Consider the following 25,347-nt stretch of genomic DNA (forward strand, 5'->3'; position numbering starts at 1 on the left):
GAGTAGAAAATGAAACGAGGTGTAAACAGTGGTCAATGACAACCGGGCGGACCTGCTGGCGCTCCTGCAGCAGTTCACCGCCGAGACGGAACGCTACGTCGACGTCGTCAGCACCAAGGACGCCCTGCACCCGACTGACCTTCACGCGCTGGGCGTCATGGTCGGTGCCGCGAGGTCGGGAACGGTCGTCACCCCCAGCATGCTGCGGGAGGAACTCAACCTCAGCTCCCCCGCCACCACGGCCCTGATCGACCGGCTCACCTCGGCAGGCCACGTCACCCGCACGCGCAGCGACGTCGACCGCCGGCAGGTGCACCTCCAGATGACGGAGAAGGCGCATGCTGCCGGGAACCGGCTCTTCGCCCCCCTCGCCCAGCACATCTCCGACGCCCTTGCCCGGTACACCGACGACGAGCTCGCCCTGCTGAAGACGATGATGGAAAGTGTCACCGCCGCAACCATTGCTGCGAAGAATGACGCGGGGAGGCTGACCGTTTCCCCTCCGGGGTCTAACCTCAGACCATGAACAGCGAGGTGTACTCCCACGGCCATCATCCAAGCGTCACCCAGGCTCATGCGACCCGCACCCTTGCGGACTCCGGCGCCTACCTGATCCCGCACCTGCGGCCGGGCATGGACGTCCTCGACGTCGGCTGCGGTCCGGGAAGCATCACCGCGGACCTGGCGCGGGCCGTCAGCCCCGGAACGGTGACCGGCCTCGACCGCTCCCCCGATGTGGTGGCTGAAGCCGCCGAGCTCCACGCCTCGCTTGCCAATGTCCGCTTCCAGACCGGAAACGTCTACGACCTCGACTTTCCCGACGAAACCTTCGACCTGGTGCACGCCCACCAGGTGCTCCACCACCTCGTCGACCCGGTTGCCGCGCTGCGCGAGATGCGCCGTGTCGCCCGCCCGGGCGGGCTTGTCGCGGTGCGCGACGCCGACTTCCACGCCATGACCTGGTACCCCCAGCTGCCCGAACTCGACGAGTGGATGGCGCTGTACCAGGCCATTGCGCGCGGCAACGGCGCCGAGCCCGACGCCGGGCGCCGCCTGCTCGGCTGGGCCCAGGACGCGGGCTTTGAGAAGGTGGAGATCTCCTCCTCGAACTGGCTCTACGCCAGCGAGGAGCGGCGGCAGTGGCACGCGCAGTCGTGGGCGGAACGGGTGCTCCACTCCGCCTTCGCGGAACAGGCCCTCGAACGCGGGCTCGCCGACAAGGCCGCGCTCGAGCGCATCTCCGCCGGGTGGCTCGCCTGGGCGCAGGAGCCGGCCGGCACGTTCCTGATCCCCAGCACGGAAATCATCGCCCGGTCCTAGGTCCGTGGTCCCGGGGCTCCGGTAGGGCGCCCCGGGCGGGACGATTTACTATGAACAGGTGAACCCCTCGGTCTGGCTTGCGCTTCTGGGTGCCGGCACCCTCATCAGCTTCACCCCCGGCGCCGGCGCGGTGAACACCATGAGCAACGCGCTCACCGTCGGCTTCCGGCGGGCAATCTGGGGCATCGCCGGCCAGCAGGCGGCGCTCCTGATCCACATCGCCGTTGTGGCAGCCGGAGTCGGGCTGCTCGTTACGAGTTCGCCGGTCGCCTTCAACGTGATCCGCTACTCGGGAGCCGCCTACCTCGTCTACCTTGGGGTGCGAAAATTCCTTCAGGCACCGGATCTGGAGGAGGCCTCCGAAGCCCGCCGCCGCGAAGGCCCGCTGTCCATGTTCCGCCGCGGGCTGTGGGTGAACCTGCTCAACCCGAAGGCCGTCGTGTTTTTCCTGGCGTTCATTCCGCAGTTCATCCGCCCCGACGAACCCCTGCTGGGACAGTACGGGGTGCTGGCGGGTACGGTGATCGCCATCGACGTCCTCGTGATGTGGTTCTTCTATGCCGCAACCGCCCGCTCGTTCCAGCGCTTCACCCGCGACCAGCGCGGTCAGCGGATCCTCAACCGCGTCTTCGGGTCGCTGTTCGTCGCAGTGGGGGTCCTGCTTGCCCTCGCCTGATCCCGCCCTTTCCAGCCCGGTGAACCATGTGAAGGGATCCTAGCGGTGGCAGCACGGGCCGGCGGCGCGGACGTCCCGCTGATCCTCGCCGTTGACGGCCGCTCCGGAGCGGGCAAGACCACCCTGGCCGTTGAACTCGCGGCGCTGCTGCGCGAGCACCACCGGGTGAGCCTGTTCCACCTCGAGGACATCTACCCCGGCTGGGACGGACTGGCAGAAGGCCTCACCCGTTATGTCGAGACGGTCCTGCGTCCCCTTGCCGGCGGCGAATCCGCGTCCTGGCACGCCTGGGACTGGGAAAACGGCACAGACGGCCTGCTGCGGCACACCGAGCCGGCCGAAATCGTGATCGTCGAGGGGGTCGGGGCCTCCTGCGCGGCGGCCCGCCCCTACCTCGACGCCGCGCTCTGGGTGGAGGCGCCCGACGACGTCCGCCGCACCAGCGCACTCACCCGAGACGGCGACACCTTCGCGCCGTACTGGCAGCACTGGGCCGAGCAGGAACTGGCCTGGCTTGGGCAGGACGCCCCCGCCGTCAACGCCGACCTCGTGGTCCAGGGCCACCGGGGGACCACCACCCCGCCCCAGGCGCGGCTGGCCCTGTCCGGGCTGCCCCGCTGGTCGGCGGCGATGTCGCCCGAGCGGGCAGGACGCCGCGGGCTGACCGTCTCGGCCGAACGGATCGGACACGAACCCAACACCCCGGCTCTTTTCGCCGCGCTGTACGGCCGATCGCCGTCCGCCGTGTGGCTCGACAGCTCTGACGCCGGTGCTGCCGGTTCTCCCCCGCCAGAGCGCAGCCGCTTTACCGTGATGGCTGACGACGGCGGGATGTTCGGCCAGTCCGTCCGCCACCGCGCGGGCCTCACCGAAGTCACCGCCGGCGCCGTCACCGCGCGCATCGCGGGACCATTCTTCCGGTGGCTCGACGGCGTCTGGGGGCGCGGCAGCTTTGGTGCCCCTGGCGGTTACGAGTGCGGGTTCACCCTCGGCTGGCTGGGGTACCTCGGCTACGAACTGAAGCGGGAAACCGGCGGCGCCTCGCTGCCTGCCACCGCGCTCCCCGACGCGGCGCTGATCTTCGCCGGGCGCGCCGTCGTGATCGACCACCGGGACCGCTGCGCGTTCCTGCTGACCCTCGGCGACGGCTCGGCCGACCCCGAGCGGGGCCGTTGGCTCGAGGCGGCCCGGGCCGCAGTGCTCGCCGCTTCCACTGCCGAAGCCGCCGGTCCAGCCATCCCCACGGCCGCGCCCACGCAGGACCCGGGTGTTCCGCACCCTCCGGTCTTCACCTCCCGCGATGACCGTTCCGGCTACCTCGCGAAAATCGGGAAGGCCCAGGCCGAAATCGCCGAGGGAAACACCTACGAGGTGTGCCTCACCACTGAACTCGCCGCCCGGCTTGAGACTCCGGTCGATCCGCTTCAGCTCTACCTCGCACTGCGCGCCGCCAATCCGGCACCGTTTGCGCACTTCCTCCGGTTCCCGGGGCTCGCGCTTGCCAGCACCTCCCCGGAACGCTTCCTGAAGCTCGGCGCCGACGGTTCGCTGCGTGCCGAGCCGATCAAGGGGACCCGCCGCCGCTCGGCCGACCCGGAAGAGGACGATGCCCTGAAGCGGGACCTGGCCACGTCGCTGAAGGACCGCGCTGAGAACATCATGATCGTTGACCTGCTGCGCAACGACCTTTCCCACTTCGCGGTGCCCGGTTCGGTGACGGTCAGCCGGCTGTGCGCCATCGAAACCTACGCCACTGTGCACCAGATGGTCAGCACCATCGATGCCCGGCTGCGCCCGGGCTCGTCCCGCGCTGAGGCGGTTTCCTCGGCCTTTCCGGCCGGATCGATGACCGGCGCCCCGAAGATCAGCACAATGGAATTGCTCGACCGGCTGGAGCAGGGACCGCGGGGCGCCTACTCGGGCGCAGCAGGGTACTTCTCGCTGAGCGGCGCGGCGGACCTCGCCGTCGTCATCCGCACGCTCGTCATCGAGGATGACGGCCGCGGGGCTCGCCTCTCGCTGGGGGTGGGCGGTGCGATCACCGCCGATTCGGTGCCGGCCGAGGAGTGGGAGGAAGTGCGGACCAAGGCCTACGGCGTCCTTTCGGCTCTGGGTGCCGTGTTCCCCGGCTGAGGCCCGCGCGCAGCGGCGCCGTCGGACACGGGCAGCAGCCCGCTCAGCGCGAGACCGGATCCGCTGCCTCGAGCAGCCCGAGTTCGCTGCGCTTCGGCATTCCCTCCCAGTCACCGGGAACGAGGCACGCAAAGGCTCCGGTGCGCACGGCCGTCAGCAGGCACGCTTCCGTCGCGAGCCCCTGCAGCCGTTCGGCGAGGTAACCGGCCACGAACGCGTCACCGGCACCAACCGTGTCGAGCGCCTGAACGGGAATCGCTGCCTGCTCGAAGTACGCCCCGTCCACCAGGGCCGCACACCCGCGGGCCCCAAGTTTTACGACGACCTGCGACGGCCCCAGCCCGGCGAGCCGTTCCGCGAGTTCCTTCGGGCCGTCCGCCTGGCCCACGAGCAGTGCCGCCTCGTCGTCGCCGGCGAAGAGGATGTCGGCCCGGGCCGCAAGGCGCCGGAGCACGGGGGAGGCGGCGTCGGCACTCCACAGCGCCCCGCGGTAGTTAACGTCGAAGGAGACGAGGGTGCCCGCCGCGCGCGCTGCCTGAACGGCGAGGTCGACGGCGTCTGCGGCAGTCCCCGAGAGCGCCGGGGTGATGCCGGTGATGTGGAGGAGACGGGCGGCACCGATTTCGTCGACGGGCACGTCGTCGGGCGCCAGTCGCGATCCGGCGCTGCCTGCGCGGTAGTACCAGACCTTCTGGGTGTGCTGGGTGCGCCGTTCCTTGATCATGAGCCCCGTTGGCGCCCCCGGGTCCCGGATGGCACGCACAGCGAGTCCTTCAGCGCGCAGTTCGCGGGCCACGAGGTCGCCCAGGCTGTCCGCACCCACCCGGCCGAACCACGCCACAGGGGTGCCGAGCCGGGCCAGGGCGATCGCGACATTGCTTTCGGCGCCGCCGATGCCCAGGCCGAGTTCGGAGGCGTGGGCAAGCGGCCCCGGCGTCTGCGCCCGCATGAGCGCCATGGTTTCGCCGAAGGTGATGACGCCGGCCCGTCCCGCGGCGCCCGGCATGCCCGGTCCCGAGGCCCCTGTCATTTCCCTGCTCCCCCGGCTGCGGCCGGCTGCCGCGACCGGGCCACCAGCTCGGAGACTTCCCGGGCCCGCTGGATCAGTCCCGCCGGGCTTCCTCCGGCGAAGGCGTCCTGCAGGAGCGGGCCGCCCAGGCTGACGGCCAGCGCACCGGCTTCAATCCAGCGGGGCACATCGGCGATGCCGACGCCACCGCTGGGAATGACCTCGATGTCCGGGAAGGGCCCGCGCAGCTGCCCGATGTACCCGGCTCCAACGGTGGACGCGGGGAACAGCTTGACCGCCGTGGCCCCGGCATTCCACCCAGCCAGCAGTTCGGTGGGCGTCAGGCCCCCGGGGTAGACCGGGACGCCCCGCTCCACGCACAGGCGCACTGTGGGAAGGTCCATCACCGGGGTGACGATGTAGGCCGCTCCGGCGTCGATGGCCTGCTGCGCCTGCTGGACTCCGGTGACGGTGCCGATGCCGATGTCGGCAGCGGTCCCGAAGCGTTCGACGAGCCGTGGAAGCTCCTCGAGCGCGCCGGGGGTGCTGAGCGTGAGCTCGATCGAGGTGACCCCTCCGGCGAGGAGCGATTCGATCACTGGGGCGTACTGGTCGGCATGGCCCGCCCGAAGCACCGCGATCACGGGGTTCCGGAGCAGGGCCGGCCCGGCCGGAGGACGCGGAACGGAAGAGGGAGCAGTCATCGGCCCAGCCACCCGCCGTCGATGGGAAGGATTGTGCCGTGGATGTAGTCGGCGGCCCGCGAGGCAAGGAACACGACTCCTCCTGTCAGGTCGTCCGGCTTCCCCCAGCGTCCTGCGGGGATGCGCTCGAGGATCTGCGCCGAGCGGTTCCCGTCGGCCAGGAGGGCCTCATTCATGTCGGTGGCGAAGTAGCCGGGGGCCACCGCGTTGACGTTGACTCCCCGGACCGCCCATTCATTGCTCAGCGCCTTGGTCAGCTGCCCGACCGCGCCCTTCGACGCAGCGTACGCCGGCACCCGGAACCCGCCCTGGAAGGTGAGCATCGAGGCGAGGTTCACGATCTTCCCCTCGCCGCGCTCCAGCATGGGGGCGCCGAAGCCCTGGCACAGCTGGAAGACGGCGCGGGTGTTGACCTGCATCACGGTGTCGAAGTCCGCCAGCGGGAACTCCACGGCGTCGTGCCGGATCTGCGTCCCGGCGTTGTTGACGAGGATGTGCACCTCGGAGGCGGCCAGTGCCGCGGTGATCGCTTCAGCGATTGAGTCCTCGCTCGTCAGGTCCACCGGGATGTGACGGATGCTGCGGCCCAGCCGTCCGGCGGTCTCCTCAAGCTCGGCGGAGAGTGCGCTGCGCTGGAGTGCGATGACGTCGGCTCCCGCCTCGAGCAGGGCCCGGGCCGTGGCCTGGCCGATGCCGCGGGAGGCGCCGGTGATGGCGGCGGTGCGTCCGGCGAGGTCGAAGGGGTTAGACATGAGCCGCCCCGCTCTCTTCCGCCGAACCGACGAGGACCTTCAGGACACCGCTGGCCGACATGGCCTTCGTGAAGGCCTCGGGCACCTTCTCGAGCGGGAAGACCTCGACCGGTACCCGGCTCAGCTGCAGCACGTCGGTTTCAATAAGCGCGACAGCCCGTTCCATGTCCTGGCGGGTATAGACGCGCACCCCGAGAAGCCTTTGCTCGGCGAAGGTGATGCCCTGCAGGTCGAGCTTCGCCGGTTCCTTGTAGACTCCGACGAGCACGATGGTTCCCTGCACCCGTGCTGCCCCGGACAGGGCGGCGGCGACGCTGGGATGGGCTGCGGAGTCGAAAACGATGTCGGCCCCGGCGTTGCCGGTTCTGGAGCGCACCGTGTCCACCGGGTTGTCACCCGGGGCGACGACCGGAAAGCCGAACCGTTCGGCCGCCTCGCGGCGGTGCTCGCTGGGTTCAATCAGGAACACCTCGCCGGCGCCGGCTTCCCGGGCGACAAGGGCGGTGAACAGCCCGATGGGGCCAGCCCCGAAGACGGCGACCCGCTCCCCGCCGGACAGCCCGGAACGGGAGACGGCGTGGACCGCAACGGCCAGGGGCTCCGCAAGGGCCGCCTGCCGTGCGGGAACACCGGGATCGACGGGAAGGAGTGCGTGTGCCGGAAGGGCGACGTATTCCGCGAGCGAGCCCGGCGCGTCGATGCCGTAGAGGTTCAGGTTCTGGCATACGTGGGTGTTTCCGTCGGAGCAGGGACCGCAGGTGCCGCAGGTGATCAGCGGCTCCACGACCACCCGGGTTCCCTCGGCCGGGCCTCCCGGTGCGGCGACGGCGACCGTTCCGGTGATCTCATGGCCCATGATCAGCGGCGTCTGGGCCCGCGGGTGGGTGCCGTGGTAGATGGAGAAGTCGGTGCCGCACAGGCCCGTGTACTCGACCTTGATCAGCGCCCAGCCTTCGGGCACCTCGGGCAGGGGAACCTGCTGCATCGCGACGGTGTCCGGCGCGGTGAGGACGGCGGCCTTCATTGTCGAACTGGAGGTGGTCATGAAAGGACTTTCGGGTTGAGGATGTTGCGGGGGACGGTTCCGGAGCAGACGTCGAGCACGTTCTGAAGGGTCCTGCTTTTCAATTCTCCGTAGGATTCCTCGCTGTACCAGGCGGCGTGGGGGGTCAGCACCGCGTTCTCGAGCCGCAGGAGGGGGTGATCCGCCGGCAGCGGCTCCTGTTCGAAGACGTCGAGGCCGGCCCCGGAGAGCTGCCCCGACTCGAGGGCGGCAACGACCGCCTCGGTGTCCACGACCCCGCCCCGGCACGTGTTGACCAGCACCGCGCCGGGTTTCATGGCCGACACGGTGCCGGCGTCGATCAGGTGGTGCGTTTCGGCGGTCAGCGGCACATGGAGGGAGACGACGTCGGCGCGGGCGAGGAGGTCCTCGAACCCGACGACTTCGACGCCGTCCTGGGTGAGAGATCCCGGGCGGAGGCGCGGTTCATAGCCGATCACCGTGTACCCGATGCCGCGGGCCTTGCGGGCCGTTGCCGACCCGATCAGCCCGAGGCCCACGATGCCGAAGACCCGGGTCGCGGTCCGGTGCAGCGGCTGGACCGGGGCCAGGCTGTGCTCTCCGGCGCGCATCCGGCGGTCCAGCTGCGCGACTCCCCGCGCCAGGGTCAGGGCCAGTGCAATCGCGTGGTCGCTGACGTCTTCGGTTCCGTAGTCGGGAACGTTGCACACGGCGACGCCGCGGGCGGTGGCGGCCTCGACGTCGACGGTGTCAACGCCCACCCCATAGCGCCCGATGGCCTTGAGCCCCGGGAGGGCGTCGAGCACCCGGGCGGTGATGGGGGCGTACTGGACGAGGATCCCGTCGGCGCCCGCGGCAGCAGCGATGACGTCTTCTTCGGTGCGGCAGGAGGCAAGCTTGAGGTCGGCGCCGCGGCTGCGGGCGAGCTCCTCCTCGATGGCGATTGAATCGTGGTCGCAGTCGGTGATGATGATTTTCAACTGGTCTGACATTTCATCCCTCCAAAGCCGGTGATGCTTGTGCTTGAGCGCCGGGAACGAACGCCGGGGGTGCCTTGACAATAACCAAGGCGATCGCGCCGATGATAGCGAGGGCCGCGGCGAGGGTGAAGGCCCCGGTCCAGGACCCGAGGTCCTCGATGAGGAATCCGGTGACGATGGGGGCAATTACACCCGCCATGTTGGCGCAGAAGTGAACGAAGCCCGTGACCCCGCCGAGGCGGGCAGGGTGCACCGCATCGCGGACGATTGCGAAGAACTGCACATTGGCCAGGTAGAGCAGGAACAGGACGACGGCGAACAGGCTCACGGCGAAGGCCAGCGAATTCACAGTCGCCAGCGGGATGCACAGGGCGCCGCTGACCGCCAGGAACAGCGCGGTTGCCCATTTGCGCACGGTCAGCGGCACGGCGGCCTTGCTGGCGAGCCGGTCGGAGAGCACCCCGCCGAGCGCCGTTCCGATGGCACCGGCCACCCAGGGAAGGGATCCGGCCCAGGCGAGCTCCTTGAGGTCGATGCCCTGGGTCTGGACAAGGTAGGTCGGGTACCAGGACAGGAACATGAACAGCATCCAGCTGAACCCGAAGAACGCGAGCGCGTTGGCGATGACGGCGGGCTGGCGCAGGTAGAAGGAGAGCTTGGGGACCTCCTCGGTGGAAGCCTCGTCCACCGGCGTCCGGTCCGAGGAGATGAGAGCGAGCTCCTCGGCGGTGATGCGGGGGTGCTGCTCCGGCTTGTCACGGACCACCCAGTACCAGCCGGCGGCGATGACAATGCCGATGCCGCCGAGCACGAGGAAGGGTACCCGCCAGTTGTTGTTCGACCAGATCAGCAGGGCGGACACGACCGGCACGCCAAGGGCTGCGCCAAGCGGGTTGGCGGCGAAGGTCAGGCCCATGGCCGTCGCATATTCGCGGCGGGGGAACCAGTTGCCCATGGTGCGCGCCGTCGTGGCGCCCTGCGGCCCCTCACCGAGCCCGAAGAGCAGGCGCTGGAGGAAGAAGGTGGCGAAGTTGAAGCAGAAGGCGGCGAGCGCCGTGGCGATCGACCACCACAGGGCCGCGATGGCCATTACCTTCCGCGAGCCGTACTTGTCGGCGAGCGCGCCCCCGGCGAAGCAGGCGGGCGCGTAGGTGAAGGCGAAGGCGCCGAGGATCAGCCCCATGGTGCTGGTGCTGAACCCGAACTCGGAGATGATCAGCGGCGCCGCAACACCGAGCGCCGCGCGGTCTCCGTAGTTGAGCAAAAGGACTGTCGCATTCGAGCCCATGATCCGCCAGCGCATGCCGGGGGCGGGCCGTTGGAACCGGCGGGGTCGGACGGGCTCGCGGGCGGGTTCGCGGGCGAGGACTTCCGAAGCCGTCATGAACGCACCCCTTCGAGTGCGGCGAAATCAAGCTCGACGCCGTGGCCGGGGAGCTCCGGGGCGACGGCGAAGCCGTCCTCGATGCGCAGGGGCGCGGCGAGGTAGGAGTCAAGGCCGAACCCGTGGGCTTCCATGTAGGTGCGGTTGGGTGCCGCCGCAAGGGCATGCACCGTGAGGTCGTGCACGCCGTGGGAGGTCACGGGAAGGTTGTGTGCCTCGGCGAGGGCGCTGATCTTCCGGAAGGTGGTGTAGCCGCCGCAGTTGCTGACATCGGGTTCCGGGAAGGTGATGGCTCCTGCGGAGATGGCCTGCTGGAATTCGTAGAGGGTGTGGAGGTTCTCGCCTCCGGCGATCGGCTGGCGCCCCTCGCGGACAATGCGGACGTATCCGGCGATGTCGTCGGGGATCGTGGGCTCCTCGATCCACACCAGGTTGAACTCGGCAAGGGCATGGGCGGCGCGGATCGACTCATCGACGCTCCACTTCATGTTCGCATCAACCATCAACGGGAAGTCCTCGCCGAGGTGCCCGCGCATGCGTGCCACGCGGGCAACGTCCTCGCGCAGGTGGGGGCGCCCGACCTTCATCTTGATGGCACGGAAGCCCTGCTGCTGGTAGCCGTCGGCCTGGGCCAGCAGTTCCTCGATCGGCAGCTGCAGGTCGATCCCACCGGCATAGACGGGCACCTTCGGGTCGAACCCGCCGAACAGGCGCCACAGCGGTTCGTTGGCCTTCTTGCCCTTGAGGTCCCACAGCGCGATATCGATCGCCGAGATGGCGGAGGTGACATGCCCGCCTCGGCCCGCGTAGTGCATTGCCCACCATGACTGCTGCCAGATGGATTCGATGCGGTCGGCGTCCTGGCCCTGCAGAAGGGGCGCCAGGTAGCGCTCGATCATGACGGCCACGGCGGCGCCGCCGTGGTTGACCGTGTAGGTGTAGCCAAGGCCAACGGCACCGTCGCTGTCGGTCACCCGGACGGTGATGAGTTCGAAGTCAAGCATGACCCCGTGCATGCTGTCGGTCAGCGTCTGCTGCAGGGGGATCCGGTAAAGGTCCGTCCGCATCGTTTCGATTTTGGCCATTGTCACTCCTTTGGGCATGGTTACCGCTGATGGGTCGGCCGTCCCTAAGGGCCGGTCCGGCACTGTAGAAAACCGGTTTTCTCCGGCGGCGTCCACCCTACGGTGAATCCAGAGTGAGGTCAACATCACACTGTCTGCTGTGACACAATCAGAGTGCCGCATGGGTCTAAAGGGAGGTTCAGTGCGCGATTCCTCCGATACACCGGTCAGGCCAAAGCAGAGGTCACGGCTCATCGACGTGGCCAACCACGCCGGCGTCACCAAGTCCGTCGTCTCCCGGGTCCTCAACAACGACGGCACCCTCTCCATCCGCGAGGAGACACGCGTGCGGATCCTCGAGGCGGTCCGGGACCTCGAATACCAGCCGCACACCGGTGCCCGCGCCCTGGCCGGGGCCAGCACGCGGGCCCTCGCCCTGCTCATCCCCGACCTCACGAACCCGGTCTACTCCCGCATTACCCGCGGCGCGGTCCAGCAGGCACGGGCCCGCGGCTTCGCGATGCTGCTCGCCGAGGATGCCGCCGACTTCGGCGTCGACCGGCAGTTCGCCGACCTCGTGGCGAGCCACCGCGTCGACGGCCTCCTGATCGCCTCGGCGCGCTCCGATCACCCGCTGCTGGGCATGCTTCCCGATTCCCAGATCCCGCATGTCTTCGTGAACCGCGTCGTCTCCGGGTCGGGCCGCAACATTTCGCTGAACATCGAGGCGGCCAGCCGCGCCGCCCTCGACCACCTGCTCGCGCTGGGGCACCGGCAGATCGGGCACGTTTCGGGCCCCGAGGACCTCACGCCGACCATCAGCCGGCGGTCCGGCCTGCTTGGGGCCGCACGGAGGGCCGGAATACCCGAGCCGTTCATCGAGCCGGGTGAGTTCAACGAGCAGGGGGGCTTCGCGGCCGCCACCCGGCTGCTGCTGGATCATCCGGAGATGACCGCGATCTACGCGAGCACGCTGAACCAGGCGATCGGTGTCCTTTCCGCCGTCCACGACGCGGGGCTGAGCGTTCCCGAGGACATTTCGGTCATCTCCTATGACGACCTCCCGCTTGCCGGTTTCCTCCACCCTCCCCTGACCGCCATCGCCATGCCGCTGATGGAGCTGGGGCAGGCGGCCGTCGACGCTCTCTGCGCCCAGCTCGAAGGCGCCCCTCCCGAAGACGTCATGGTTCCGGGCGGGCCCGAGGTGGTCGTGCGGCAGTCAACCGGTCCTCCGCCGCCGCATCCCCGCGGCGGCCGCGGAGGTGTTCCCTCCTAGGCGGCACCCTCCGGGCCGCCTCTGGGGCGCCCGTTATGCTGGCGTCATGACTGTACTGGTGTTCCTCGATCCGGCATTCGAGCACGGCCGCGTCGTCGATGCGTCCCAACCCCAGCTCATGGCGACCGACCAGGGCGCGACGCGCGGCGACGGCATTTTCGAGTCCCTCCTCGCCGTCGGCGGCACGCCGCGGAAGGAACAGGCCCACCTTGAGCGGCTGGCGTCGTCGGCGTCGGCCCTGGCCCTCAGGATTCCCGCCGCCGAGGCCTGGAGCAGGGCCATGCGCACCGGGCTTGCCGAATATGCGGCGGCATCCCCGGAGGACGCCGAGGTTGTCGTGAAGCTTGTCGCAACGCGCGGCGTGGAGGGCCGCGGACCGACGGCGTGGGTGCAGGTCTCCGCCGTCCCGCCGGCCACCAGGAAGCAGCGCGAGACCGGCGTGGCGGTGCTGCTGCTCGAGCGCGGGTACGACAGCACTGTCGCCCAGCGCGCGCCGTGGCTGCTGCTTGGCGCGAAGACCCTCTCCTACGCGGTGAACATGGCCGCCATCCGGTACGCGAAGGAACACGGCGCCAACGACGTCATCTTCACCTCCTCCGACGGCAAGGTCCTTGAGGGCCCGACCTCGACCGTGCTGATCGCCCGGCGCCGGGACGGCGTCAAGACGCTCATCACCCCGCAGCTGGAGAGCGGCATCCTGCCCGGAACCTCGCAGGGCGCCCTGTTCCGCGCCGCCGCCGAAGCCGACTGGCAGCTGGGGTACGGCCCCCTGGAGCCCAAGGACCTCCTTGACGCCGACGCCGTGTGGCTGATTTCGAGCATCCGCCTGCTGGCACCGGTGACCGCGATCGACGGAACACCGATCCCCGTGGCTCCGGAGCTGACCGAAGAGCTGTCGGCGCTCGTGGACCGGTTCCTCTGAGCTGACCGGCTCATTTTGTCCCGGCCCGGCTTTCCCGGCCAACGGTCAGGACACGATGAGGTTCCACGTTCCCGCGTAGACGGCGGCGCTGACGGCGGCCGCGGCCAGTGCCGCGCCCGCGAGGGCGACCCAGCCGTCAACGGCGCTGAAGGTGCTCTCCCGCGCCCAGGTGCGCTCCCCGGCACCGAAGCCCCGGGCCTCCATTGCCACGGCGAGGCGGGTGGCGCGGCGAATCGCCTGGACCAGCAGCCCGAAGGACTGCCCGAGGAAGTCACCGGCGCGCGCGAACGGGCTGCCGTCGGGTCCGGCGCCTCGGGCGTGGCGTGCCAGCCCGAGCATCCGCCACTGATCGAGCAGGAGCCCTGCGAGCCGCAGCGCGGCCAGCGCGCCAAGGACGAACCGGTGGGGAAGGCGCAGCTTCTGGGCGAGGGCGTCGGCAAGGTCGGTGGGGTCGGTGGAGACCAGCAGGAAGATCCCTGGTAGCGCCACGGCAAGCCCGCGCAGGCCCACGGCGATGCCGGCGGCCACCGAGTCCTCGGTGAAGAGGAAGGGTCCGGCATCGAACAGGACCATGCCGGTTTTTTGGGCGAGCAGCGCGGTGCCGTAGCCGCCGAGGGCCGCTGCGATCACCAGCGGCCAGATCCGCAGGAACAGCCGCCGGATGCTGATCCCAAGCAGGGGCATCAGGAGGATCTCACCGGTGAGGGCGACGGCGGCGCTGACCCAGTCGATGCTGAGCATGACGGCGACCGTGACGATGCCGGCCGCGAACAGCTTGGAGAGCGGGTTGGCGCGCAGCAGCACCGTCCCGCTGAGGACCGGGGTGAGCAGGTCGGCGCTCATGCCGCCGCCCGCAGCTCGGCCCTGCCGGTGCGCACCTCGAGGACGCAGCTGCCGAGCGCGCGGGTGAAGTCGTCGTCGTGCGTCACGGAGACGACGCTGCAGCCCTCGGCGGCCAGTCCCCGGAGCAGCCCCACGAGTTCGGCCCAGGTTCCGGCGTCCTGGCCGAAGGTGGGCTCGTCCAGCACCAACACCCCGGGACGGGTGGCAAGCACTGTGGCGACCGAGAGCCGCCGCTTTTCACCGCCGGACAGCGTGAACGGGTTGGCGGCCAGCATGTGGGCCAGGCGCAGGCGTTCGGCGAGCGCCTCGATGCGGGGGCGGTACAGCGCCTCGGGCTCGCGGGCCGACCGCGGACCGAAGGCCAGCTCCTCGGCGACGGTGCCGGTCAGGAACTGGTGCTCGGGGTCCTGGAACACCGAACCGATGCGCTGGACCAGCTGCGAGGACTTCCAGCGGGCCGGGTTGCTTCTAGAACCCCGGGCAAGCGCGTCCGTTGCGGCGAGCGTTCCCCCGCGGGCAGGCAGGAGCCCGGCCAGGGTGAGCGCCAGCGTCGACTTTCCCGACCCGTTTGCGCCCACGATGCTCAGTGCGGAGCCCTCCCGCAGGGAGAGATCCACCCCTTCGAGGACGGCGGGCCCGCGCTTGGTCCGTGCCACGTCCAGGCCCCGGGCGGCAAGGAGTTCCGCACCAGCACCCGGTGCCGGCAGGGTGCCCGGGACGGGCGGGTGCCAGCCGGGAATCCACACTCCTGCCGCTGCGAGGACGGAGCGGGTGGCGGGGCCGGTGAGGACCGTTTCGGGCGGTCCGTCGGCGAGGAGGCCGCCGCCGGCGCCGAGGACCACCACGCGGTCAACGACGTCGGCCCACACGGCAACCCGGTGCTCGACGACGATGAGGGTGGCCTTCGTCCGGTCGAGGGTGCGCACGACGGCGTCGCGCACTTCGGTGACGCCCTGCGGGTCGAGGTTCGCCGTGGGTTCGTCGAGCAGCAGCAGGCCCGGCTGCATGGCGAGCACGGCGGCCAGCGCGAGGCGCTGTTTTTGTCCGCCGGACAGGGCGGAGGTGGGACGGTCCAGCGGGACGTCGAGTCCGACGTCGTCGAGGGACTGCCGGACGCGCTGCCAGATCTCGGGCCGGGGAACCGAGAGGTTTTCGGCTCCGAACGCCACTTCGTCTCCCACCCTGGCGAGCACGATCTGGGAGTCCGGGTCCTGCAGCACGAGCCCGGCCCGGCCGCGGCGGGCGCCCGGGCGTGCGCCGTCCAGCAGGATCGAGCCCTCCTGCTCGCCCTCCTCGGCGTCGCCCAGGACGCCGGCGAGGGCGGACAGCAGCGTTGACTTTCCCGATCCCGACGCACCGAGGAGCAGCACCCGTTCACCGGGCTCGATCCGCAGGTCGACGCCCCGGACGGCAAAGCCGGGACGCCCCGCGTGGCGCCACCCCCACCCATCGGCGGTGGCGCCCACGGGGGCGATGTCGTTCCGGGCCATCAGTCCGCCGAGCGGCCGGCGGCGAAGGAGGAGAGCACCCCGGTCTTCGCGAGGCCCCGCACGGCGAGCCAGGACAGCAGCCCGGCGATGACAACGCCCGAGACCGAGGCGAACAGCACGTAGAGCAGCTGGTAATCGACGGCCCACAGGGCGTTGTAAAGGATGTTCTCACTGACGGCCAGGGCGATGCCGGACCCGAGCCCCGCGAGCAGGGCGACACCGAGGTTCCACTTCCGGTACAGGAAGAGAAGGAACACCAGTTCGGCGCCGAGACCCTGAATGAAGCCAGAGAGCAGCACGGACAGGCCGAACTGGGTGCCCAGCAGCGCCGACACGGCGGCGGCGAGGACCTCGCAGTAGATCGCGGCGCCGGGCTTGCGGATGATCAGGCCGCCGAGGACCCCGGCGATGAGCCAGCCGCCGGTATAGAGACCCATGAGCGGCGGAAACGCGCTGGTCAGCAGCACGACCCCGCTGTAGCCGGCGGACCAGGCGAAGAAGACGACGCCGACGGCCACGGCGAGCACCGAGGCGACGACAATGTCAACGACGCGCCATTCGAGGCGGCGCCGGGGTGGAGCTGTGCTGGTTTTGGCATTGGAAACTGCCATTGTGAAGATCCTCCTGAGGTACAGGAGGGGAGGGCGATGGACGGCGCCAATATGCCGCCGCGCTCGCCCTGAGAACTCGACTCCCTTCGCCGGTACTAACCGGATCAGGTTCGAGGGTCTGCGGTTGTCCGCACTCTCAGCGCCCGGTTCCTTCAGCAGCGTAACTGCGTCGGGCCGGCGCTCCCCTGTCGTATGTTTGCGCGACCGAGTCTACACCCGGGTTCCGGCACGCTGCCATGCGGGTCCCGGCGGGCAGTGCCGGCCGGGCCCGGCGCCGTTAGGCTTGGTTGGAGATTGAGCCAACCGAAGGAGACGCAATGCAATTGCTGTTCAAACTGCTCGGAACCGGGATGAGCCTGGGCGCCGGTATCGTCGCAAGCAAATTGGTCGACTTCTTCTGGGAGAAGATCACCGGGGAATCCTCGCCCAAGGGCACAGAGGGACTCGAGAACACGGTGCGCTCGGCGCTTGTTTTCGCCCTGGTCTCCGGTGCAGTGAGAACCACCATCCAGGTGTTCACCAACCGCACCGTGCAGAAGGCGATCGAGCGGTTCGAGAAGACCCGCGACCTGACGTAGAGCCCGGGCCGCGGTGGCCGCTGAAGTCCTCCACCGCGCCGGACCGACGATTCCACGGGCCGCCGGTAGCATTCACCTTATGACCAAGGACCAGCAGCTGCCGCTGCCCGCGAAGAGCGCTGCCCCGTCGTCGTCCGGGCACCGCCCCGAGCGGACCTTCTCCCGCCAGGTCATTGCCTGGGCCTCCTGGGACTGGGGGTCTGCGGCGTTCAACGCGGTGATGACCACTTTCGTCTTCACCGTCTACCTCACCTCGGATGCCTTCGGCGGCGAGGAGCGCGCGTCGTCGACCCTGGGGTGGGGGCTCGCCGCGGCGGGGCTGCTCATTGCGCTGCTCGCCCCGGTGACCGGGCAGCGCTCCGACAACGGGGGCCGGCGGAAGCTGTGGCTGGGCGTGAACAGCCTCATCGTGGCGCTCCTCACCGGTCTGTGTTTCTTCGTCTTCCCGCGCCCCGAACTGCTCATCCTCGGCGTCGCGCTGATCGCCGCGGCCAACATCTTCTTCGAGTTCGCCGGCGTCAACTACAACGCGATGCTCTCCCAGATCTCGACTCCGGCGACCATCGGCCGCATCAGCGGCTTCGGCTGGGCCATGGGTTATGTCGGCGGGATCATTGCCCTGGTCATCGTGCTCGTCGCCTTCGTGCAGCCAGTGATCGACTGGCCGGGCTCCTCCACTGAGGACGCCCTGAACATCCGGCTGGTGGCCGTGTTCTCCGCCCTCTGGTTCCTCGCCTTCGCCCTGCCCGTGATGTTCTCGGTGCCCGAGGTACCGCGCCAGGCCAAGGCCGCGCAGCTCGGCTTCCTCGCCTCGTACGGGCTGCTGATCCGCCGGGTCCGGGCGATCTACCGGACCAGCCCGCACACCATCTTCTTCCTGCTGGCCAGCGCCGTGTTCCGCGACGGACTGGCCGCCGTCTTCACCTTCGGCGGGATCATCGCGGCGGGCACCTTCGGCTTCACGCTCAGCCAGGTCATCGTCTTCGCCATCGCCGGCAATGTGATCGCCGCGCTCGGGGCCGTGGTCGGGGGCTACTTCGATGACCGGGTTGGGCCCAAACGGGTCATCGTCGGCGCGCTGGTCGGCCTGCTGATCGCGGGCTCCGCCATCCTGATCCTCGGCGCGGAGACGTACTCCTTCTTCGGAATGGCGTGGACGGGCGACACCACGTTCTGGGTCTTCGGCCTCCTGCTGACGCTGTTCGTCGGGCCGGCCCAGTCGTCGTCGCGGGCGTACTTGGCGCGCCTGGCGCCCGAGGGTGGGGAAGGCGAACTGTTCGGTCTCTACGCCACGACAGGGCGCGCCGTCAGCTTCCTCGCCCCGACCCTGTTCGCCCTGTCCATCGGCATCTTCGGAGCGCAGCGCTTCGGGATCATCGGGATCCTCCTGGTGCTCCTCGCCGGGCTGCTCCTGCTCCTGCCGGTGAAGCCGCCGGCGAAGGTGGCTCCCGCCGTCGTCCCGGCGGCCTGAGGACGGCGGGCGTTCCCCGGCCCGTTCTCCCCGATCGAAGCTGCAGGTAACCACGCTTCGCGGCCTCCCTTTTCGCCGAAACTGCAGCTCACCACCCTTCGCGGGCCCCCCTTTCGCCGAAACTGCAGGTAACCACGCCCCGGCGCTTCGAAAACGGGGTGATCTGCCAACTCAACCCAGACAACGACGTCCTCCCCCGCCGACAACGACGTCGTCACCCGCCAAATCCGCAGCTCACCACCCGTCGCGGGGCCCCTTTCGCCGAAACTGCAGGTAACCACGCCCCGGCGCTCCGAGAACGGGCTGATCTGCCAACTCAACCCTGACAACGACGCCTGCACCGACCGACAACGACGCCGTTACCCGCCAAATTCGCAGCTCACCACCCTTCGCGGGGCCCCTTTCGCCGAAACTGCAGCTCACCACCTTCGGCGCCGCGGTTACCGTGGTGACCTGGCAACTCAACCGCCGACAACGACGCCGTCACCCGCCGAACCTGCAGCTCACCACCCTTCGCGGGCTCCCTTTCGCCGAAACTGCAGCTCACCACCTTCGGCGCCGCGGTTACCGTGGTGACCTGGCAACTCAACCGCCGACAACGACGTCGTCACCCGCCGAATCCGCAGCTCACCACCCTTCGCGTGGCCGTTGACGTGGTGACCTGTCAACTCACCGCCGACAGTGCGGCCCGGCGGGATCAGGTGGAATGAACCCACCGCTACCTCAGGTCATCCGAGCCGCCGGCGAGGGTCCCATCCGTTGCGCAGCAGAGCATTGCGCACCTTGACCATGGCGGCGGTCGATCCGAAGACGTCCATCATGCGTGAAGTGATGATGATCTGCGTCCACCCGGCTTGTGCGGTCGCCTCGTTGCGGGCGATATCCAATTCCTGCCGCTCCGGCGCAAAGTGATGTGCGCCGTCGTACTGCAGGGCGACCTTGTACTCCGGATAGGCGAGGTCCGGCCAGACGACGTGGCCGCCGGTCACATCCGTGATCACGAATCCCAGCTCGGGCTCGGGGAGTCCCGCCCGTACGAGGGCGAGGCGGAGCGCGGTTTCGGGCGCCGAATCGCAACCCACCCGGATCAGAGCCAGAGCCTGGCGTGCGGTGGTTACCCCGCGCGTCCTCCTCCGGCCTTTCAGCATTTCCGACAGTTCCCTCAAGGACGTCAGCGCCTCGCGTTTCTCGCCAAAGATTCGGTGATTGCAGTTCACCAGGTAATCCCCGGCGGCGACGAGGGCATCGACGTCGAGGAGTTGCGCCAGATCGCACCAGGTGCGGGCCGGGCTGGTCAACGGAATGCCTTCCAGCGTCGTTCTCTGCGCCGCACCGAGGTTCATTGAGTGGCCGCGCACACCCTTCCGACGCGGGCCCGCCATCCCCCGGGGACAAGTGAGGTGGATGGTGAAGTCGCGTTCCACGGCCGGCGGCAGGGGGATTCCCCACAGGCGGGCGGCGGTGGAAAAGCTCGCCACGGCCCCGGGCGTCACGGCGAGCAGCGGTCCGAGCGACTGGGTGAGCGGCTGGACGGCGCCCCATGGGACCCTGATTCCGCGGCTGGGCGTCTCAAACCGGGAGGCTTCCGTCCGCCGCCTCGATACACCCAATTTGATCGCCTCGTCGAGGGTGAAGGATCGTCCGGCCAGCGGCCCCGGCAACGGCTGTGGCTTGCGCATGGAGCCAGTGTCTTGGGCTGGAGGCCGCGAGTGGGGTCCAGGCGCTGCTATGTGCGTATCGGTCTCTGCCATCCCGGCTCACGACGGCGAGTCGACACCTCACCACGCCAAACGGCCCAGCAACGGTGGTCAGCTGCACGCTCAGCCGAAGAGAGGCGACGGCGTCCCCGGCTAACGACGGCGAGTCGACACCTCACCACGCCAAACGGCGCGGCAGCGGTGGTCAGCTGCAAACTCAACCGAAGAGAGGCGACGCCGTCCCCGGCAACGACTCGACGCTGAGGGCAGCGCCCGCCGGCGCCGCCTTGAGGAACTAGATCGACGTGCGGTGGAAGTTGAGGTGGCTGCGCGACGCCGTCGGCCCGCGCTGTCCCTGGTAGCGGTTGCCGTACTCGCCGGACCCGTAGGGGTGTTCAGCGGGCGAGGTCAGCCGGAAGAAGCACAGCTGACCGATCTTCGACCCCGGCCACAGCTTGATCGGCAGCGTCGCCATGTTGGAGAGCTCGAGGGTCACGTGGCCCGAAAACCCGGGATCGATGAAGCCCGCGGTGGAGTGCGTCAGCAGGCCGAGCCGACCCAGTGAGGACTTGCCCTCGAGGCGGGCCGCAATGTCGTCGGGCAGGGTGACCATCTCATAGGTCGAGCCGAGCACGAACTCCCCGGGGTGGAGGATGAACGGCTCATCGGGGGCCACCTCGACAAGGCGCGTCAGGTCCGGCTGGTCCTCGGAAGGGTCGATGTGGGCGTACTTGTGGTTGTCGAACAGCCGGAAGAACCTGTCGATCCGTACGTCCACACTGGATGGCTGGACCATCGCCGGGTCGTAGGGATCCAGCTCGATGCGGGAGGCGGAAATTTCGGCACGGATATCGCGGTCGGAGAACAGCACGCTACAAAACTACAGGAGTCAGCGGCCGATCTCTGTCCGCACGGCGAACAGCTCGGGGAAGAAGGTCAGCTCCAGGGCACGCTGCAGGAAACCGACTCCCGAGGACCCACCGGTGCCGGTCTTGAAGCCGATCGTCCGGGCGACGGTCTTCAGGTGGCGGAAACGCCACAGCTGGAAGTTGTCCTCGAGGTCAACGAGCTCCTCGCACGCCTCGTACACATCCCAGTGCTCGGCCGCATTCTCGTACACAGTCTTATAGACCTGGACGAGCGCGGGCGTGAATTCGTGCGCCTTGCTGAAATCCCGCCCCAGGAGCTCGTCCGGCACGGCGTAACCGCGCCGGGCCAGCAGGGCGATGAACTCGTCGTAGATGCTTGACTGCCCCAAAAGCTCCGACAGCAGCGAGAGGGCAGCGGGGTCGGCCGCGAAGACCTGGAGCATCGCGTCGTTCTTGTTGCCCAGCAGGAACTCGACGGCGCGGTACTGGTAGGACTGGAACCCGCTCGCCGATCCCAGCTCTCCGCGGAACTCGGCGTATTCGGACGGCGTCAGGGTCGCCAGCACCGACCACTGCTCGGTGAGGGAGCGCTGGATGTGCTTGATGCGCGCAATGCCCTTCATGGCGGCGCGCAGGTCGTCCGCACCCAGGAACCGCCGGACCGCCCGCAGTTCGTGCAGGACGAGCTTGAGCCACAGCTCGGAGGTCTGGTGCTGGATGATGAACAGCATTTCGTCGTGGTGCTCGGGCCGGCTGACCGGCTGCTGCGCGGAGAGGAGCTGGTCCAGGCGCAGGTAGGAGCCGTAGCTCATCTTGTCGGTGAAATCCCGCTCGATCCCGGCCTCAAGGCTGCGGGTGTTCTTCTCGACGCTCATGAACCAACAGTACGACGCCGCACCCTACGAACGCCGCAGGAGGCGGGGCGCATTGAGGGGAGCGGAACCGTGGTCTACGTTGAGGAGCAACCTAGGAGGCAACATGTTCTGCGCCATCGTCCCGCCGCACCTTCTCGCCCGGCTTGCCCGGATCGACGATCCCCGCCATGCAGCGGCGGCATCGGCCGCCCGGCACGCCCTGGTCCAGCTCGACCCGCTGCTCGCCGCCCGTTCCGCGGCCCTTGCCGCACCGGTGCGCCGCGGGGCGACGATCAAGGCAGGCCTCCACCGCCGGATCTCCGACGCCGGGAACCTTGAGGCCCTTCCCGGCACCCTGGTCCGCGCCGAGGGGGCCGGTCCCACAGGGGATTCCGCGGTCGACGAAGCGTACGACGGACTCGGCGCGACCCACGCCCTGTTCAGCGAGGTGTACGGGCGCGGGTCGATCGACGACGGCGGCCGCCCCCTCGACGCGACCGTCCACTTCGGCGACAAGTACGACAACGCTTTCTGGGACGGGGAGCGCATGGTCTTCGGTGACGGCGACGGCGACGTTTTTGGAAGCTTCACGCGGTCGCTGACGGTCATCAGCCATGAACTGGCCCACTGCTTCACGCAGTACACGACCAACCTGATCTACCAGGGCCAGTCCGGTGCGCTCAACGAATCCCTCTCGGACGTCTTCGGGGTCCTGGTCGAGCAGTACCTGTTGAGGCAGGACGCCGCCGATGCCGCATGGCTTGTCGGGGCGGGGGTCTTCACGGAGGAGGTGCAGGGCGAGGCCCTGCGCTCGCTCGCCGCCCCGGGAACCGCGTACGACGACGACGTGCTCGGCAAGGATCCGCAGCCGGCCGTCATGGCGGACTACGTCGACACGGCCGAGGATGACGGCGGCGTCCACATCAACTCCGGCATCCCGAACCATGCGTTCTATCTCGCCGCCCGGCAGCTTGGCGGCTTTGCCTGGGAGCGGGCGGGGCAGATCTGGTACGACGCCGCTGTGGGCGGCAACATCCCCGCCGACTGCGACTTCGTCGGATTCGCAGCTGCCACCGAGCAGGCTGCCTCGGAACGGTACGGGGCGTCCTCCGAGGAAGCCAACGCCGTTGCCGACGCCTGGTCAAAGGTCGGCGTGGCCCCGTGAGAATCGAGATCTCCCGCTCCGGCGGCATCGCGGGGATGACCCGCACGTGGAGCCTCGAGGTCAGCCCCGCGGAGGCCGAGGAACGGTGGCTGCCGCTTGTTGGCGAGGCAACCGGAGCGGCGCAGCGTTCCGTCCGGACACCTGAGGACCAGACCCAGCAGCCCTCCCCCGACCAGCCGCGCGACCGTTACGTCTACACCATCGTCATCGGCATCGAGCGGGTCATCGTGCCCGAAAGCCGGCTGGATGAGCCGCTGCGCGAACTCATCGAGCGCGCGCGGCAGCAATCGCAGGGCTGAACCGGCGGCGGACTCCGGCCCGACCCCGCCGCAGCCCCGACGTTCCGGTAGCGCCCAACTCTGAGGTAAGCTCAATCTCGTTGTTTCATCGGGATTGCAGGCTCCGCCAGCGGTCCCAGTGCGGGCGTAGCTCAATGGTAGAGCGCTAGCTTCCCAAGCTCGATACGCGGGTTCGATTCCCGTCGCCCGCTCGTTTCGTTCCCGCCGGTGCCGGCACTTCGCTGTGAGCGATGCAGCACGGGCCACTGCCCCGCGCGCAGTATCCTTGTACGGATGAACCGCACAATTTTCAAGTCAAAGATCCACCGCGCCACCGTGACGCACGCCGACCTCCACTACGTCGGATCGGTCACGGTGGATCTGGATCTGCTCGAAGCCGCAGACATCCTGCCGGGAGAGCTCGTTTCGATCGTCGACGTAACAAACGGCGCCCGGCTGGAAACGTACACGATCGCCGGCGAGCGCGGTTCGGGCGTGCTTGGCATCAACGGCGCCGCCGCCCATCTGGTGCAGCGCGGCGATCTCGTCATCCTGATTACCTATGCCTCGATGACCACCGAGGAAGCACGTTCGTTCGTGCCGACAGTGGTCCACGTCGACGGGAAAAACTCGATTGTGAAGCTGGGTTCGGACCCGGCGGAAGCCCTCACCGATGACCTTCAGCGCCCTCCGCACGCGCTGCACACCGCGGCTTCCTGAACCCGGCCACCGCCGTTTCCTCCCGGCCCTCCATCTTTGGATTATCCCTAGTCAGCCAATTAGTAAGCCGACTGTCTAGCGCATTCTGCTGTTCGGGCATATGGTCAAAAAGCGAACGTTGATTTAGGCTGTCGCTTCACCTGAACCGTCAGCTGGGTTGTCTACAAAGATGTGGAGGCTCGGTAAGTATGCCGACTAGGAAACGAAATTCCACTCGAGGCCGACCGCGCGCAGGCACAATCGCCACAGTGCTCGCGGGAACCCTGCTCCTGAGCGGCTGCGGTGATTCCGCAGGGAGCACTGAAACACTCACCTGGTACATCAATCCGGACGCGGGGGGGCAGGCGGACATCGCCGCCAAATGCACCGAAGAGGCAAACGGCGCCTACCGGATAGAAACCTCACTGCTTCCCAGCGACGCGGCCTCCCAGCGGGAGCAGCTCGCCCGGCGCCTCGCCGCAGGAGACTCCTCCCTCGACATCATGAGCCTGGACCCGCCGTTCATCCCTGAACTCGCGGAGCCGGGCTTTCTTGCTCCTGTGCCCGAGGACGTCGCCTCAAACACAACCGAGAACGTTGTTGAAGGGGCCCTTGCGGGAGCGACCTGGAAAGACGAACTTGTTGCAATCCCCTTCTGGGCCAACACGCAGATCCTCTGGTACCGGAAGTCGGTGGCGGAGGCGGCGGGCCTCGACATGTCAAAGCCTGTCACCTGGGACCAGATCATCGACGCTGCCAAGGAGCAGGACAAGGTGCTTGGAGTCCAAGGGGCGCAGGCCGAATCGATGACGGTCTGGGTCAATGCGCTCGTGGAGTCGGGTGGTGAATCGATCATCGTCGATCCCGAGGCAACGTCCGACCAGATCGAGCTCGCCCTGACCTCCGAGGCGGGCACCGAAGCCGCCCGGATCATCTCGACGATCGGCGGGGAGGGGCTCGGCGGTCCGGGCCTGGCGACCCAGGACGAGAACACGTCGATGATCAACTTCCAGGGCGACGACGGGGCGTTCATGGTGAACTGGCCGTTCGTGTGGCCCGCCACCAACGGTGCGGTCGAGGCGGGCACCCTCGACGAGTCGCTGATCGACGACATCGGCTGGGGCATCTACCCGCAGGTCAAGGAGGGCGAGGATGCCGCTCCCCCGCTCGGAGGGATCAGTCTCGCCGTGGGCGCGGCAAGCGACAACCCGGAGCTCGCCTACGAGGCGATCGAGTGCATCGTTTCCCCCGAGAACCAGGCCGAATACTTCGTCACGAACGGCAACCCGCCGGCCAACACCGAGGCATACGACGACCCGCGGATCGAGGAGACCTTCCCGATGGCTGACACCATCCGGGAATCGCTCGAGCAGTCCAAGCCGCGCCCCCAGACCCCGTTCTACAACGAAATCTCGACGGGCATTCAGCAGACGTGGGCGCCCCCGGCCGCGGTCGATCCGGAATCGACGCCCCGTAATTCAACTGACTTCATCATCTCGGTCCTTCGAGGGGAGCAATTGCTGTGACTTCTGCAATCCCGGCAAAACC

25 protein-coding genes, 1 tRNA gene and 1 riboswitch are annotated in these 25,347 nt (G+C 68.7%); of the genes, 13 read left to right on the forward strand and 13 right to left on the reverse strand.

Annotation, left to right across the window (positions count from 1 at the left end):
- Positions 1-28 precede the first annotated feature (28 nt).
- From AC4D2R_RS02770 to pabB, 4 genes are read left to right on the forward strand one after another with little or no spacing between them, the layout of a single operon-like run.
- On the forward strand, positions 29-526 hold the full coding sequence (locus AC4D2R_RS02770) for a MarR family winged helix-turn-helix transcriptional regulator (protein WP_490937234.1): 498 nt from the start codon (positions 29-31) through the stop codon (positions 524-526).
- Positions 523-1,320, forward strand: a complete 798-nt coding sequence (locus tag AC4D2R_RS02775; RefSeq protein WP_490937236.1) for a methyltransferase domain-containing protein — start codon at positions 523-525, stop codon at positions 1,318-1,320. The genes AC4D2R_RS02770 and AC4D2R_RS02775 overlap by 4 nt, the downstream gene beginning before the upstream one ends.
- 58 nt (positions 1,321-1,378) lie before the next feature.
- Positions 1,379-1,996 (forward strand): LysE family transporter, encoded by a 618-nt coding sequence (locus tag AC4D2R_RS02780; protein WP_490937238.1) that lies wholly within the window; start codon positions 1,379-1,381, stop codon positions 1,994-1,996.
- Between the two features lie 45 nt (positions 1,997-2,041).
- On the forward strand, positions 2,042-4,129 hold the full coding sequence (gene pabB, locus AC4D2R_RS02785) for an aminodeoxychorismate synthase component I (protein ID WP_490937241.1): 2,088 nt from the start codon (positions 2,042-2,044) through the stop codon (positions 4,127-4,129).
- Between the two features lie 43 nt (positions 4,130-4,172).
- Here pabB and AC4D2R_RS02790 read toward each other — a convergent pair whose 3' ends face one another.
- From AC4D2R_RS02790 to AC4D2R_RS02820, 7 genes are read right to left on the reverse strand one after another with little or no spacing between them, the layout of a single operon-like run.
- The gene (locus AC4D2R_RS02790) at positions 4,173-5,159 is read right to left on the reverse strand and encodes a sugar kinase (protein WP_490937243.1); all 987 of its coding nucleotides are present in this window, start codon (positions 5,157-5,159) and stop codon (positions 4,173-4,175) included.
- The gene (locus AC4D2R_RS02795) at positions 5,156-5,842 is read right to left on the reverse strand and encodes a bifunctional 4-hydroxy-2-oxoglutarate aldolase/2-dehydro-3-deoxy-phosphogluconate aldolase (RefSeq protein WP_490937245.1); all 687 of its coding nucleotides are present in this window, start codon (positions 5,840-5,842) and stop codon (positions 5,156-5,158) included. The genes AC4D2R_RS02790 and AC4D2R_RS02795 overlap by 4 nt, the downstream gene beginning before the upstream one ends.
- Positions 5,839-6,594 (reverse strand): SDR family oxidoreductase, encoded by a 756-nt coding sequence (locus AC4D2R_RS02800; protein ID WP_490937247.1) that lies wholly within the window; start codon positions 6,592-6,594, stop codon positions 5,839-5,841. The genes AC4D2R_RS02795 and AC4D2R_RS02800 overlap by 4 nt, the downstream gene beginning before the upstream one ends.
- Positions 6,587-7,639, reverse strand: a complete 1,053-nt coding sequence (locus AC4D2R_RS02805) for a zinc-dependent alcohol dehydrogenase (RefSeq protein ID WP_490937249.1) — start codon at positions 7,637-7,639, stop codon at positions 6,587-6,589. Before AC4D2R_RS02805 ends, AC4D2R_RS02800 begins: the two co-directional genes overlap by 8 nt.
- Positions 7,636-8,610 (reverse strand): C-terminal binding protein, encoded by a 975-nt coding sequence (locus AC4D2R_RS02810; RefSeq protein ID WP_490937251.1) that lies wholly within the window; start codon positions 8,608-8,610, stop codon positions 7,636-7,638. Before AC4D2R_RS02810 ends, AC4D2R_RS02805 begins: the two co-directional genes overlap by 4 nt.
- 1 nt (position 8,611) lies before the next feature.
- Complete coding sequence (locus AC4D2R_RS02815) at positions 8,612-9,982, reverse strand: MFS transporter (RefSeq protein WP_490937253.1); 1,371 nt, start codon at positions 9,980-9,982, stop codon at positions 8,612-8,614.
- Positions 9,979-11,067, reverse strand: coding sequence for a mandelate racemase/muconate lactonizing enzyme family protein (locus tag AC4D2R_RS02820; protein ID WP_490937255.1), 1,089 nt, complete (start codon positions 11,065-11,067; stop codon positions 9,979-9,981). The genes AC4D2R_RS02815 and AC4D2R_RS02820 overlap by 4 nt, the downstream gene beginning before the upstream one ends.
- 181 nt (positions 11,068-11,248) lie before the next feature.
- Here AC4D2R_RS02820 and AC4D2R_RS02825 point away from each other — a divergent pair, with 181 nt between their 5' ends.
- Both AC4D2R_RS02825 and AC4D2R_RS02830 read left to right on the forward strand, forming a co-directional pair.
- Complete coding sequence (locus AC4D2R_RS02825; RefSeq protein WP_490937257.1) at positions 11,249-12,322, forward strand: LacI family DNA-binding transcriptional regulator; 1,074 nt, start codon at positions 11,249-11,251, stop codon at positions 12,320-12,322.
- A 46-nt stretch (positions 12,323-12,368) separates the two neighbouring features.
- Entirely contained in the window at positions 12,369-13,244 is an 876-nt protein-coding gene (locus AC4D2R_RS02830) for an aminodeoxychorismate lyase (RefSeq protein WP_490937259.1), read from the forward strand.
- 45 nt (positions 13,245-13,289) lie between these two features.
- Here AC4D2R_RS02830 and AC4D2R_RS02835 read toward each other — a convergent pair whose 3' ends face one another.
- Genes AC4D2R_RS02835 through AC4D2R_RS02845 form a run of 3 tightly spaced genes read right to left on the reverse strand, consistent with a single transcriptional unit; the run spans position 13,290 to position 16,188 of the window.
- Positions 13,290-14,087, reverse strand: a complete 798-nt coding sequence (locus AC4D2R_RS02835) for an energy-coupling factor transporter transmembrane component T family protein (RefSeq protein ID WP_490937261.1) — start codon at positions 14,085-14,087, stop codon at positions 13,290-13,292.
- Positions 14,084-15,577 (reverse strand): ABC transporter ATP-binding protein, encoded by a 1,494-nt coding sequence (locus tag AC4D2R_RS02840; protein WP_490937263.1) that lies wholly within the window; start codon positions 15,575-15,577, stop codon positions 14,084-14,086. The genes AC4D2R_RS02835 and AC4D2R_RS02840 overlap by 4 nt, the downstream gene beginning before the upstream one ends.
- Positions 15,577-16,188, reverse strand: coding sequence for an ECF transporter S component (locus AC4D2R_RS02845; RefSeq protein ID WP_490937265.1), 612 nt, complete (start codon positions 16,186-16,188; stop codon positions 15,577-15,579). The genes AC4D2R_RS02840 and AC4D2R_RS02845 overlap by 1 nt, the downstream gene beginning before the upstream one ends.
- A 64-nt stretch (positions 16,189-16,252) precedes the next feature.
- A riboswitch (TPP riboswitch) is annotated at positions 16,253-16,385 on the reverse strand.
- 120 nt (positions 16,386-16,505) lie between these two features.
- On the opposite strand from AC4D2R_RS02845, the gene AC4D2R_RS02850 reads away from it, so the two are divergent.
- Together AC4D2R_RS02850 and AC4D2R_RS02855 are read left to right on the forward strand one after the other, a co-directional pair.
- A complete protein-coding gene (locus AC4D2R_RS02850; RefSeq protein ID WP_490937267.1) occupies positions 16,506-16,766 on the forward strand; it encodes a DUF4235 domain-containing protein in 261 nt (86 codons plus the stop codon).
- Between the two features lie 79 nt (positions 16,767-16,845).
- A complete protein-coding gene (locus AC4D2R_RS02855; protein WP_490937269.1) occupies positions 16,846-18,237 on the forward strand; it encodes an MFS transporter in 1,392 nt (463 codons plus the stop codon).
- A 728-nt stretch (positions 18,238-18,965) separates the two neighbouring features.
- On the opposite strand, the gene AC4D2R_RS02860 is transcribed toward AC4D2R_RS02855, so the two are convergent.
- The 3 genes from AC4D2R_RS02860 to AC4D2R_RS02870 form a co-directional block, all read right to left on the reverse strand.
- Complete coding sequence (locus AC4D2R_RS02860; protein WP_490937271.1) at positions 18,966-19,916, reverse strand: hypothetical protein; 951 nt, start codon at positions 19,914-19,916, stop codon at positions 18,966-18,968.
- A gap of 313 nt (positions 19,917-20,229) precedes the next feature.
- On the reverse strand, positions 20,230-20,805 hold the full coding sequence (gene dcd / locus AC4D2R_RS02865) for a dCTP deaminase (RefSeq protein WP_490900613.1): 576 nt from the start codon (positions 20,803-20,805) through the stop codon (positions 20,230-20,232).
- A gap of 18 nt (positions 20,806-20,823) precedes the next feature.
- Positions 20,824-21,678: a tryptophan 2,3-dioxygenase gene (locus tag AC4D2R_RS02870; protein ID WP_490937273.1), complete on the reverse strand. Its 855-nt coding sequence runs from the start codon at positions 21,676-21,678 to the stop codon at positions 20,824-20,826.
- Between the two features lie 103 nt (positions 21,679-21,781).
- Between AC4D2R_RS02870 and AC4D2R_RS02875 the strand changes: the two genes are divergently transcribed.
- From AC4D2R_RS02875 to AC4D2R_RS02895, 5 genes are all read left to right on the forward strand, one after another.
- Positions 21,782-22,822, forward strand: a complete 1,041-nt coding sequence (locus AC4D2R_RS02875) for a M4 family metallopeptidase (RefSeq protein WP_490937275.1) — start codon at positions 21,782-21,784, stop codon at positions 22,820-22,822.
- Positions 22,819-23,121: a protealysin inhibitor emfourin gene (locus AC4D2R_RS02880; RefSeq protein WP_490937277.1), complete on the forward strand. Its 303-nt coding sequence runs from the start codon at positions 22,819-22,821 to the stop codon at positions 23,119-23,121. Before AC4D2R_RS02875 ends, AC4D2R_RS02880 begins: the two co-directional genes overlap by 4 nt.
- Before the next feature lie 120 nt (positions 23,122-23,241).
- Positions 23,242-23,312 (forward strand) — tRNA-Gly (locus AC4D2R_RS02885).
- Between the two features lie 82 nt (positions 23,313-23,394).
- The gene (gene panD, locus AC4D2R_RS02890) at positions 23,395-23,820 is read left to right on the forward strand and encodes an aspartate 1-decarboxylase (RefSeq protein ID WP_490900608.1); all 426 of its coding nucleotides are present in this window, start codon (positions 23,395-23,397) and stop codon (positions 23,818-23,820) included.
- Between the two features lie 188 nt (positions 23,821-24,008).
- Positions 24,009-25,325 (forward strand): extracellular solute-binding protein, encoded by a 1,317-nt coding sequence (locus AC4D2R_RS02895; RefSeq protein ID WP_490937279.1) that lies wholly within the window; start codon positions 24,009-24,011, stop codon positions 25,323-25,325.
- The last annotated feature ends 22 nt before the right edge of the window (positions 25,326-25,347 follow it).

Source organism: Arthrobacter sp. TJ-217, from assembly GCF_058269255.1.